The sequence below is a fragment of the Frondihabitans sucicola genome, from assembly GCF_030296615.1.
Lineage (GTDB): Bacteria > Actinomycetota > Actinomycetes > Actinomycetales > Microbacteriaceae > Frondihabitans > Frondihabitans sucicola.
Genome location: NZ_AP027732.1, coordinates 2,805,107 through 2,816,642, shown reverse-complemented (window position 1 = coordinate 2,816,642; position 11,536 = coordinate 2,805,107). Strand labels below are relative to the sequence as shown.

General features: G+C 67.9%; 9 protein-coding genes and 1 pseudogene. 7 read left to right on the top strand and 3 right to left on the bottom strand.

The window, feature by feature from the left end; translation table 11 throughout:
* Positions 1–145: 145 nt before the first annotated feature.
* Positions 146–439 carry a DUF4193 domain-containing protein gene (locus QUE79_RS14545; protein WP_286346734.1) on the top strand — a complete coding sequence of 98 codons (294 nt, stop codon included), beginning with the start codon at positions 146–148 and terminating at the stop codon, positions 437–439.
* Here QUE79_RS14545 and QUE79_RS14540 read toward each other — a convergent pair.
* Entirely contained in the window at positions 414–869 is a 456-nt protein-coding gene (locus tag QUE79_RS14540) for a DUF3093 domain-containing protein (RefSeq protein WP_286343718.1), read from the bottom strand. The genes QUE79_RS14545 and QUE79_RS14540 overlap by 26 nt on opposite strands.
* A 38-nt stretch (positions 870–907) precedes the next feature.
* Between QUE79_RS14540 and dut the strand changes: the two genes are divergently transcribed.
* The 6 genes from dut (at position 908) to dxs (ending at position 8,071) form a co-directional block, all read left to right on the top strand.
* Complete coding sequence (gene dut / locus QUE79_RS14535) at positions 908–1,399, top strand: dUTP diphosphatase (protein ID WP_286343717.1); 492 nt, start codon at positions 908–910, stop codon at positions 1,397–1,399.
* Positions 1,400–1,503: 104 nt separating this feature from the next.
* The gene (locus QUE79_RS14530; protein WP_434011061.1) at positions 1,504–2,133 is read left to right on the top strand and encodes a DUF3710 domain-containing protein; all 630 of its coding nucleotides are present in this window, start codon (positions 1,504–1,506) and stop codon (positions 2,131–2,133) included.
* 7 nt (positions 2,134–2,140) lie between these two features.
* Positions 2,141–2,872 (top strand): DUF3159 domain-containing protein, encoded by a 732-nt coding sequence (locus tag QUE79_RS14525; RefSeq protein ID WP_286343716.1) that lies wholly within the window; start codon positions 2,141–2,143, stop codon positions 2,870–2,872.
* 326 nt (positions 2,873–3,198) lie between these two features.
* Positions 3,199–5,265, top strand: coding sequence for an aconitate hydratase AcnA (gene acnA, locus QUE79_RS14520; protein WP_434011006.1), 2,067 nt, complete (start codon positions 3,199–3,201; stop codon positions 5,263–5,265).
* The gene (locus QUE79_RS26195) at positions 5,235–6,020 is read left to right on the top strand and encodes a hypothetical protein (protein ID WP_434011005.1); all 786 of its coding nucleotides are present in this window, start codon (positions 5,235–5,237) and stop codon (positions 6,018–6,020) included. The genes acnA and QUE79_RS26195 overlap by 31 nt, the downstream gene beginning before the upstream one ends.
* Positions 6,021–6,136: 116 nt before the next feature.
* Complete coding sequence (gene dxs, locus QUE79_RS14515; protein WP_286343715.1) at positions 6,137–8,071, top strand: 1-deoxy-D-xylulose-5-phosphate synthase; 1,935 nt, start codon at positions 6,137–6,139, stop codon at positions 8,069–8,071.
* A 72-nt stretch (positions 8,072–8,143) separates the two neighbouring features.
* Here dxs and QUE79_RS14510 read toward each other — a convergent pair.
* Positions 8,144–10,281 (bottom strand): annotated as a pseudogene (locus QUE79_RS14510) (3-hydroxyacyl-CoA dehydrogenase NAD-binding domain-containing protein).
* Positions 10,278–11,480: a thiolase family protein gene (locus tag QUE79_RS14505; protein WP_286343714.1), complete on the bottom strand. Its 1,203-nt coding sequence runs from the start codon at positions 11,478–11,480 to the stop codon at positions 10,278–10,280. Before QUE79_RS14505 ends, QUE79_RS14510 begins: the two are co-directional and overlap by 4 nt.
* Positions 11,481–11,536: the final 56 nt, after the last annotated feature.

The window sequence follows — 11,536 nt, the reverse complement described above, 5'->3', positions numbered from 1 at the left end:
GAATAACGCGGGCGTGCCGCAAGTTCTTCCCCTGCGGCTTCGGGCGGTTTTCCGGGCCGGACGAGCCGGTTTGCTATTGATCAACGATTGGTGCAAACTGTGCCCGCCGATTTTGGTAGAAGACCTAGTACAGAACTGGATGGGCATGGCCACCGACTACGACGCACCTCGAAAGAACGACGACGATTCCGAGTCGATCGAGGCGCTGAAAGAGCGGGTTCCCGACAAGATGTCGGGTGTGGTCGACGTCGACGACGCCGACAACCCCGGCTCGTTCGAACTCGCCGGGCAAGATCTGTCCGACCTCGATCTCGACGTCGTCGTTCTGCCCCCGCAGGCCGACGAGTTCACCTGCGTCGAGTGCTTCCTCGTGAAGCACCGGTCGCAGCTCGATCACGAGTCGAAGCTCGGGCCTATCTGCCTGGAGTGCGCGGCCTGATCCCATCGATCGCCTGTGACAGCTTGCGCGGGTGCCTCGTCGACACCAGCCAGTAGGGGGCCGGATCACTCAGGTCGGTCAGCTCGATCTTGAGCACCGGCTTGACCCAGCCCCGAAAGAGCGTCCAGGCCCGCGCGTCCAGACGAACGCCCCTCTCGGCCGTCGCTTCCTCTGCGGAGAAAGCGGCGGTCGTTCCTATTTCGGAGGGGTAGAGCACAGCGCGACCGGCGTGGAATCCCGTGTCGTCCACGGCCATCACGGGGGAACCGAACCAGAGGGCCAGCCCGAATGCCACGAAGAGGCCGATTCCGACGATCCAGCCGACCGGCACGTTGATCGGAAGGAACACCAGGACGCTCGCGGGCACGACCATGAGAAGGGCGACGAAGACGAGGGGCGGCGGGACGAGGCGTTCGCGGTAGGTGTTCATGGGTCTATTCGACCAGACTTCTGCACTACCCTCGACACGTGACTCAGACCCTCGACGTTCTTCTCGCGCCCGTCGCGGGGCAGGGGGCGGTTCCCGCCCCCGGCTATGCGCACCCGGGCGACGCGGGTGCCGACCTCCTCTCGGCCGAGAGCCTCACCCTGGCGGCAGGCACACGGGCCCTCGTGTCCACCGGCGTCTCGATCGCGTTGCCCGACGGGTACGCCGCGTTCGTGGTGCCCCGATCGGGTCTCGCGGCCAAGCACGGCATCACCGTGCTCAACTCGCCGGGCACCGTCGACGCGGGCTACCGTGGCGAGATCAAGGTCACGCTCCTCAACACCGACGCTTCGAGCGACTACGCGATCGAGAAGGGCGACAAGATCGCTCAGCTGATCGTGATGCCGGTCGTCCGGGCGCGGTTCGTCGAGGTCGACCGGCTTCCGGAGAGCCAGCGCGGCCACGGCGGCTTCGGATCGACCGGCTACTCCCACCCCGAGAGCGGCGAAGCAACCACGGAAGGCAGCAAGTGAGCAGGAAAAGCCGACGCGAGGCAGCCGAAGAGCTGGCCGCAGCCGAAGTCGAAGGCACCGAGATCGAGGCCGTCGACGACGAGACCCAATCCGAACTCGACCTGATCGAGGAAGCCGAGGCCGAGATCGTCTTCGACGACAAGTCGGCCCCCGACGATCGCGCAGAGGAAGGGCCTCTCGACGAGGCCGAGGCGAACCCGGTCCGCCCCTACGTCGACCTCGGCGGTGTGAAGATCGTCCCGCGCGAGGGCCTCCATCTCCGCCTCGAGGTCGAAGAGGGATCGAAGCGCGTCGTCGCCGTCGGTCTCGACTTCGCCAAGTCGACGCTGCAGGTGCAACCGTTCGCCGCGCCTCGCTCGACCGGTCTCTGGCACGAGATCCGCGAGCAGATCGCCGACCAGATCCGAAAGCAGGGAGGCACGACGACCGAGGTCGACGGCCCCTTCGGTCCCGAGATCCGCGCCGAGATCCCGATCGCCGCGGGCTCCGAAGGTGCCGTGGCCGGTCAGACGACGCGGCTCGCCCGTTTCGTCGGTGTCGACGGGCCGCGCTGGTTCCTCCGCGGCGTGATCGCCGGCGACGCGACCATCGACCCCGAGGCCGCCGAGAAGATCGAAGAGCTGTTCCGCAGCGTCGTCGTGGTGCGCGGCACCGAGCCGATGCCGCCGCGCGACCTCATCCCGCTCCACATGCCGAAGGCCGGCCCCACCGACCCCGGCACCACCGCTGTCTGAGGACTCCGTGACGACGCCCCCGCCCGACGAACCCGACGCACCGGCCATCTCCCTGTCCGCCCAGCTGCGGGCGGCCGCTCAGCGAGCCGGGATCAGCCAGGTCGCACCGGGGGAGGTCCCGACGGGCCACGCGCTGCTGGCGGCCATCGGCGGAGTTCGCGGCCTGATCGAGTCGATCCTGCCCGGCCTCGCGTTCCTCGTCATCTACACGTTCAGCCAGCAGCTGCTGCCGTCGGTCCTCATCCCCGTCGTCCTGGGCGTGTTCTTCGTCGTGGTCCGCGCCGTCCAGCGGGGGCCCGTACCCCAGGCCCTGGCCGGTCTTCTCGGTATCGCGATCTCTGCTGTGCTCGCGCTGCTGTCGGGTCGTGCCGTCGACAACTTCCTGCCCGGCATCGTCATCAACGCCGTGTCGATGGTCGTGCTGCTGATCACCCTGGCGGCACGCTGGCCTCTGATCGGCATCGTCGTCGGCCTCCTGACCAGCGAGGGCAGCGCTTGGCGCGACGATCGGGCCAAGCGCCGCGTGCTCACCCTGTCGACCTGGCTCTGGGTGCTGCTGTTCGCCGTCCGGCTGGCCATCGAGGTTCCGCTGTACCTGGCCTCGCAGGCCACGCTCCTCGGAGGGATCAAGCTGATCACGGGAGTGCCGCTGTACGCGGCGATGCTCTGGGTGACCTGGCTTCTCGTCCGCACCGTCTACACCGCCCGTCACGCCGAAGACGAGGCCGAGCGGGGCTGATCCTGCCGCCCGCCCAGGCAGGGTCGACGGTGCGCCACACGAACCCTCTGTGCGGCCAGATCGCTCGGACGCGAGCGAAGCCGGGCCGAAAATCGAAGGGGATTCCTGCTGCGGAGACGGAGTCTGGCGCCCAGGGAGGGTGCGACGCGAAAATCCCCTTCGATTTCTGGAGGGGAAGGGAGCGGCGGGTGCTAGGTTTATCTTGACATCAAGATAAATGACTTCGGCCGGTCCGCGGGAGCACCGCGGACTTAGGCTGGCCTTGCTGGTGCAGCGTCGCGCTTCACCAGAATGATGGGGCGTAGTCAGCGCAAGGGAGACGGCACGTGTCAGACGTAAACAGTTTCGGCTCGAAGAGCACCCTCACCGTCGGTGAGAAGACGTACGAGGTCTACCGCATCGACGCGGTTCCGGGGTACGACAAGCTGCCCTTCAGCCTCAAGGTCCTGCTCGAGAACCTCCTTCGCACCGAAGACGGCGCGAACGTGACCGAGTCGCAGATCAAGGCCCTCGGATCGTGGGTTCCCACGGCAGAGCCCGACACCGAGATCCAGTTCAGCCCGGCCCGCGTGGTCATGCAGGACTTCACCGGCGTGCCCTGCATCGTCGACCTCGCCACCATGCGCGAGGCGATGGCCGACCTGGGCGGCGACCCGACCAAGATCAACCCGCTCTCACCGGCCGAGCTCGTCATCGACCACTCGGTCATCGCCGATCTGTTCGGCACCGAGAACGCTCTGGAGCGCAACGTCGAGCTCGAGTACGAGCGCAACGGTGAGCGCTATCAGTTCCTGCGCTGGGGCCAGACGGCCTTCGAAGACTTCAAGGTCGTCCCGCCCGGGACGGGCATCGTCCACCAGGTCAACATCGAGTACCTGGCCCAGGTCACGTACACGCGCACGGTCGACGGAGCACTCCGGGCCTACCCCGACACCCTCGTCGGCACCGACTCGCACACGACGATGGTCAACGGCCTCGGCGTGCTGGGCTGGGGCGTCGGCGGCATCGAGGCCGAGGCGGCCATGCTCGGGCAGCCCGTGTCGATGCTCATCCCCAAGGTCGTCGGCTTCAAGCTGTCCGGCGCGATCCCGACCGGCGTCACCGCGACCGACGTCGTGCTCACGATCACGCAGATGCTGCGCAAGCACGGCGTCGTCGGCAAGTTCGTCGAGTTCTACGGTGAGGGCGTCGCCGAGGTGCCGCTGGCCAACCGCGCCACCATCGGCAACATGAGCCCCGAGTTCGGCTCGACGGCGGCCATCTTCCCGATCGACGACGTCACGCTCGACTACCTGCGCCTCACCGGCCGCAGCGACGAGCAGGTCGCCCTCGTCGAGGCGTACTCCAAGGCTCAGACGCTCTGGCACGACCCTGCGGTCGAGCCCGTGTTCAGCGAGTACCTCGAACTGGACCTCGCCACCGTCGTCCCGTCGATCGCCGGTCCGAAGCGCCCGCAAGACCGCATCGAGCTGTCGGCCGCCAAGAGCCAGTTCGAGGTCGACCTGGGCAACTACGCCGACGCGTCGGAGCACTCCGGCGTCGACGAGGCCGTCGAGGCGACGTTCCCCGCGTCCGACCCGGTCGGGTTCACGGCACAAGACGAGACCACGGCGCACCAGCACTCGCACACGCACCCCGCGGTCGCCGCCCCGTCACACGCCTCCAAGCCGACCGACGTCACCCTCGACGACGGATCCGCGTTCACCCTCGACCACGGCGCCGTCGCGATCGCTGCGATCACGAGCTGCACGAACACGTCGAACCCGTCCGTCATGCTGGCGGCCGGCCTCCTGGCCCGCAACGCCAGCAAGAAGGGCCTCAAGGCCAAACCGTGGGTCAAGACCACGCTGGCACCCGGATCGAAAGTGGTCACCGATTACTACGAGAAGGCCGGTCTCACCAGCTACCTCGAAGACCTCGGCTTCTACACCGTCGGCTACGGCTGCACGACCTGCATCGGCAACTCGGGCCCCCTGCTCGACGAGATCTCGACCGCCGTGCAAGACAACGACCTCGCCGTCACCGCCGTCCTCTCGGGCAATCGCAACTTCGAGGGTCGCATCAACCCCGACGTCAAGATGAACTATCTGGCTTCGCCGCCGCTGGTCATCGCGTACGCCCTCGCCGGCTCGATGAACTTCGACTTCGAGAACGACGCGCTCGGCACCGGCTCCGACGGCACCGACGTCTTCCTGCGCGACATCTGGCCCGAGGCGTCCGAGGTGCAGAAGACCATCGACGAGTCGATCGACACCGGCATGTTCACGCACGAGTACGCCGGCGTCTTCGACGGCGACGACCGCTGGCGGTCGCTGCCCACCCCGAGGGCAACACCTTCGAGTGGAGCGCCGAGTCGACCTACGTGCGCAAGCCCCCGTACTTCGACGGCATGACCATCGAGACCACACCGGTCGTCGACATCGAGGGCGCCCGGGTGCTCGCGAAGCTGGGCGACTCGGTCACGACCGACCACATCAGCCCCGCCTCGACCATCAAGGTCGACAGCCCGGCGGGTCGCTACCTCGCCGAGCACGGCGTCGAGCGGAAAGACTTCAACAGCTACGGCTCGCGCCGCGGCAATCACGAGGTCATGATCCGCGGCACGTTCGCGAACATCCGCCTGCGCAACCAGCTGCTGGACGACGTCGAGGGCGGTTACACGCGCGACTTCACCAAGCCCGACGCCCCGCAGTCGTTCATCTTCGACGCGAGCGCCAACTACCAGGCGGAGGGCACACCGCTCGTCGTCCTGGCGGGCAAGGAGTACGGCTCCGGATCCTCGCGTGACTGGGCTGCCAAGGGCACGTCGCTGCTGGGCGTCAAGGCCGTCATCACCGAGAGCTTCGAGCGGATCCACCGTTCGAACCTGATCGGCATGGGCGTCGTCCCGCTCCAGTTCCCTCAGGGCGAGACGTGGGAGTCCCTCGGCCTCGACGGCACCGAGAGCATCAGCATCTCGGGGCTCACCGAGCTGAACGAGGGCACCACACCCAAGACGGTGCACGTCACGGCCGCTCCGACCGAGCACTCGCCCGAGGGCAAGCAGCCGGTCGAATTCGACGCCGTGGTCAGGATCGACACACCGGGTGAGGCCGACTATTACCGCAACGGCGGGATCCTGCAGTACGTCCTTCGTTCGCTGGTGTAACTCGCTCGGATGAAAGCTCTGCATCTCCAGGCGTGGGGATGCAGGGCTTTCGGCCGTCCTGGAGCCGGTCCACGTAAGCTGAACCGGTGCGTCCCGACGCACGGGAAAGGAGTGACATGAGCCTCCTCGAGACCATTCACGGTCCGCGAGACCTCGACTCACTGAGTGATGAGCAGATGCTGATCCTGGCGGCCGAGATCCGGCGATTCCTCGTCACCGAGGTGTCGAAGACGGGCGGTCACCTCGGCCCGAACCTCGGTGTCGTCGAGCTCACGCTGGCGCTCCACCGCACCTTCGACTCCCCGCACGACGCGATCGTCTTCGATACCGGCCACCAGTCGTACGTGCACAAGCTCCTGACCGGCCGGCAAGACTTCAGCCAGCTGCGCCTTCGGGGCGGTCTCGCGGGCTATCCGCAGCGCTCCGAGTCCGAGCACGACATCGTCGAGTCGTCCCACGCATCGTCGTCGCTCTCGTGGGCCGACGGCATCTCCCGAGCTTTCACGCTGACCGGTCACGGCGACCGGCACGTCGTCGCCGTCGTCGGCGACGGCGCCCTCACCGGCGGAATGACGTGGGAGGCACTCAACAACATCAGCGACGACAACACGCGCCGCCTCATCATCGTCGTCAACGACAACGGCCGCTCCTACGCGCCGACGATCGGCGGAATGGCCCGGTTCCTCAACTCCGTGCGGACGGCGCAGACGTACCGCGACATGCACCTGTCGTCGCGGGCGGCGTTCGACCACCTCGGTTCGCCGGCACGGGCGTTCTACCGCGGCGTCCGCGGCGGGCTCCACGGCTTCCTCAGCCGCTTCACGAACAACGAGGCCCTCTACTCCAACCTCGACATCAAGTACATCGGGCCGATCGACGGGCACGACCAGGCTGCGATGGAAGAGGCGCTGCTCCAGGCCAAGAACTACGGCGCGCCCGTGATCGTCCACGCCATCACGCAGAAGGGTCGCGGCTACCAGCCGGCCCTCCAGGACGTCGCCGATCAGTTCCACGCCGTCGGCCACATCGATCCCGAGACGGGAGAGGCGCTCGAGACCTCGAGTGCCCCCGACTGGACCAGCGTGTTCGCCGACGAGGTCGTCGCCATCGCCGACCGCGACCGCCGAGTCGTCGGCATCACCGCCGCCATGCTGCGCCCCGTGGGCCTGCACCGCATGGCCGAGAAGTACCCCAAGCGCGTGCTCGACGTGGGAATCGCCGAGCAGCACGCCGTGGCATCCGCAGCCGGCCTGGCCTTCGGCGGCATGCACCCCGTCGTGGCCCTCTACGCCACGTTCATCAACCGGGCTTTCGACCAGGTTCTGATGGACGTCGCGCTCCACCGGGCCGGTGTCACGTTCGTGCTCGACCGCTCGGGGGTCACCGGTCCCGATGGTCCGAGTCACCACGGGATCTGGGACCTCTCGATCCTCCAGGTCGTCCCCGGAATCCGCATCGCAGCGCCGCGCGACGGCACGAGGCTCCGCGAAGAGCTCCGCGAGGCCGTAGCCGTCGACGACGCGCCGACCGTCGTGCGCTTCCCCAAGGGGCCCGTCGGGGCAGACATCCCCGCGATCGAACGGCTCGACGACGGCGTCGAGATCCTGCATTGCGGTGATCGTCGCGACGTCCTGCTGCTCGCCGTCGGGCCCATGGCTTCGCTCGGACTCCAGGTGGCCGAGCGGCTCGCCGACCAGGGCATCGGCGCGACCGTCGTCGATCCCCGCTGGGTGGTGCCGGTGCCGAAGAGCATCATCGGTCTGGCCGCCGACCACCGGCTCGTCGTGACCATCGAAGACGGCGTGCGCGTCGGCGGCATCGGCACGCGCGTGCGACAAGATCTCCGCGCTGCCGAGGTCGACACGGCGGTCACCGAGCTCGGCCTGCCCGACGAGTTCATCGACCACGCGTCGAGGTCCGAGATCTTCGAGGCCGCCGGTCTCACCCCGCAGGCCATCGCGCGAGATGTGACGGCGATGGTCCTGGGAAGCAAGATCCCGTTCGCGCGCCGCGAGGCCGAGCCGGCGGCGCCGCACGCCTCGCGCGACTGACTCCGGCGCGCCCTCCCGACGCCCCGACAGCGAAAGACGCGGCTCACCGGGAAGGTGAGCCGCGTCTGGCGCTTAGGCCACCCCGACGATCGCAGGATCGTGGAACCGGTGGCCGCGAACGCGCTCCGACGCCCCCACGCGGTCGAGGTACGGCGTCGCCCCGCCCATCTGGAACGGCCAACCGGCGCCGAGGATGAGGCAGAGGTCGATGTCTTCGGCAGCAGCGACCACGCCGTCGTCGAGCATGCGCCCGATCTCGTCGGCCAGGCCGTCTTCGATCCTGGTCAGGATCTGGGATTCCGTGAGGGGAGACTCTGTCGTCGCGGCGCCGTGCCCGGCGACGAGCTCGACGGCGCGCTTGTCGAAGCCCTTGCGCTTGCCCTTCGCGTCGCGCTCGAAGATGTGGCCGTACTCGGCGAGCCGGTGCAGGGCCTCGCTCTCGAAGAAGCGGTCGGGGAACGCGGCGTGATGCGTGTCGAGCACGTGCGCCCCGACGGTGAGCCCCACGAGCTCGAGGAGCTCGAACGGGGTCATCGGGAGGCCGAACGGAGCCGTTGCGCGGTCGACGACCTCGAACGGGGTACCTGTCTCGACGGCGTGCATCGCCTCGCCGAGCAGCTTGGCGAGCACGCGGTTGACGACGAATCCGGGAGCGTCCGCCGTGATGACGGCGCTCTTGCCGAGGGTTTTGGCCACGACCATGGCCGTCGACAGCGTCTCGTCGTCGGTGGTGCCGGTGTTCACGACTTCGACGAGCGGCATCACGGCCACCGGGTTGAAGAAGTGGAACCCGACGAGCCTCTGGGGGTTCGCCAGGCCGGAGCCGATCGCGGTCACCGAGAGCGACGAGGTGTTGGTCGCGAGGATGCAGGTTTCGGAGACGACCTTCTCGACGCCCGCGAAGACCTCCTGCTTGACACTCAGTTCTTCGAACACCGCCTCGATGACCCAGTCGGCGTCGGCGAAGTCGGCGAGGTCGGTGGTGCCCGAGACGAGCGCTTTCAGTCTGTTCGACTCGTCGCCGCTGATGCGACTCTTGGCCTGCAACTCGTCGATGGACGAGCGGATGCCGGCGACGCCCTTGTCGACGCGCGCCTGATCGATGTCGGTGATGACGACCGGCACCTTGAGCTTGCGGACGAACAGCAGCGCGAACTGCGACGCCATGAGTCCTGCGCCGATGACGCCGACTTTCGTGACCTTCCGCGCGAGGTCGGGGAGGGAGCCCCGGCGGGGTGCTTCGCGCGCTTTTGGACCAGGTCGAAGGCGTAGATGCTCGCCCGGAACTGATCGCCGGACACGAGGTCGGCCAGCGCCTCGTCTTCGGCGGCGAAGCCCTCTTCTCGGGAAGCCCGCTTGGCGCCGGCCAGCAGGTCGAGGGCAGCGTAGGGCGACTTCGCGACGGTGCCGATCCGGGACTGGAGGGTCTTGCGCGCGATCCCGATGGCTGCGTCCCATTTGACGGCGCGCTCGATCTTGCCCGGGACGTTCGGACGAGTCACCCTGACGGCACCGTGGACCACCTTGTCGGCCCAGGCCAGCGACTCCTCGAGGAACGATGCGGATCCGAAGATCGCGTCGGCGATCCCGAGGTCGAAAGCCTCTTTCGCCTTGAGCGTCCGGTTGTTCTTGAGCGGGTTCTCGACGATGACCTTGAGAGCGTTCTCGATGCCGATCAGGTTGGGCAGCAGCCAAGCGCCACCCCAACCCGGGATGATGCCCAGGAAGACCTCGGGGAACGCCAACGCCGGGGCCGTGGCGTCGACGGTGCGGTAGTCGGCGTTGAGGGCGATCTCCATGCCGCCGCCGAGCGCCAGCCCGTTGATGAAGACGAACGTGGGCACGCCGGCGTCGTGGAGCTTGCCGAGCGCGTCGTGACCGAGCATCGCCATCTGCTTGCCGGCGTCGCGGGACGGGATCTGACCGACCTTCGAGAGATCCGCGCCAGCCGCCAGGAAGTACGGCTTGCCCGTGACGCCGATGGCCTGGATCTCGCCGGCGGCGGCACGGCCCCGCAGGACGTCCATCGTCGACGAGAACTCGATCAGCGTGGCCGGACCGAGGGTGGACGGGCGGCGGTGATCGCGATCGTTGTCGAGGGTGACGAGAGCGAGGACGCCTCCGGAGGCGAGGTTCACGTCGCGCACGTACGAGTGCGTGACGACCTCGTCGGCGGAGAGTTCTACGAGTTGGCTGGTGTCGACGCTCATCGCGTGGCCTTTCCGTCGAAGTGCGGGTTCTCCCAGATGACGCTGCCGCCCTGGCCGAGGCCGACGCACATGGCCGTGAGTCCGTAGCGCACCTCGGGGTGCAGTTCGAACTGGCGGGCGAGCTGGATCATGAGGCGGACCCCCGAGGAGGCGAGGGGATGACCCACGGCGATGGCGCCGCCCCACGGGTTGACCCGGGGATCGTCGTCGTCGATGCCGAAGTGATCGAGCAACGAGAGCACCTGCACCGCGAACGCCTCGTTCAGCTCGAAGAGCCCGATGTCGTCGATCGTCAGACCGGCCTTCCGGAGGGCCTTCTCCGTCGAAGGGACGGGACCGATACCCATGATCTCGGGTTCGACGCCCATGAACGCGAAGCTCACCAGGCGCATCTTCGGGGTGAGACCGGCGCGGACTGCGGCCTGTTCCGACGCGATCAGGCTGACCGTTGCGCCGTCGTTCAGGCCGGACGAGTTGCCGGCCGTCACGCGGCCGTGGGGTCGGAACGGCGTGCGGAGGGTCGAAAGCCCCTCCAGGGTGGTCTCGGGGCGCGGCGCCTCGTCGCGGTCGGCGAGCCCCCAGCCGGCGTCGGTCTTCACGGCGACCGACACGAGATCGGGTTGGATGTGCTCACCGTCGTACGCCGCAGCGAGTTTCTGCTGTGACCGCAGGGCGTAGCGGTCGGAGCGCTCCTTGGTGAGCTGGGGGAAGCGGTCGTGGATGCGCTCGGCCGTGTTGCCCATGTTCAGCGCTTCGGCGCTGACGAGGCGTTCGGTGAGGAACCTCGGATTCGGATCGGCGTCGAAGCCCATCGGGTGCCGGCCCATGTGCTCGACACCGCCGGCCAGGGCGAAGTCGTAGGCGCCGAACGCGATCGCTCCGGCCACCGTGGTCACGCTGGTCATGGCACCGGCACACATGCGGTCGATGGCATAACCGGGGACCGACCGGGGAAGACCCGCCAACAGCGCGGTCGTCCGGCCCAGGGTGAGCCCCTGGTCGCCGGTCTGCGTGGTGGCCGCGATGGCCACGTCGTCGATCTCGGCCGGATCGAGCCCGGGGTTGCGGTCGAGCAACCCCTTCATGGCCTTCACGACGAGGTCGTCGGCCCTCGTCTGCCAGTACATGCCCTTTTCGCCGGCTCGGCCGAACGGGGTGCGAACCCCGTCGACGAAGACGACTTCTGTTCTCTCGGCCACTTTGCCTCCTGAATTCGCAGTCTGATTTCGACTGCCTGAATCCTACGAGCGACACC